Genomic DNA, 335 nt, shown 5'->3' on the forward strand with positions numbered 1-335 from the left:
GGATGGGCCGCCTTCTCCCGAAGTGACGGGGGCATTTTGCCGGGTGCCTTAACCATAGTTCACCCGAACGCCTCGGTATTCTCTACCTGACCACCTGAGTCGGTTTGGGGTACGGGCCGCCATGGAACTCGCTGGAGGCTCTTCTCGACTGCATAGGAGCATCCTCTTCGCCACACTCGGCTCGGCATCATGTCTCAGACTACGTGAACGGCGGATTTGCCTACCGTTCGTCCTACCCCCTTACCCCGGGACAACCACCGCCCGGGCTGGACTACCTTCCTGCGTCACCCCATCGCTCACCTACTACAGACTTGGGCCGGCCGCTCCACCACTCC

1 rRNA gene is annotated in these 335 nt (G+C 61.8%); it reads right to left on the minus strand.

Going from position 1 to position 335, the window contains the following annotated elements:
• Positions 1-335: ribosomal RNA gene (locus tag UK12_RS34280) — 23S ribosomal RNA — on the minus strand; the annotation flags it as partial.

Origin of the sequence: Saccharothrix sp. ST-888 (assembly GCF_000955975.1) — a bacterium.
Lineage (GTDB): Bacteria > Actinomycetota > Actinomycetes > Streptomycetales > Streptomycetaceae > Kitasatospora.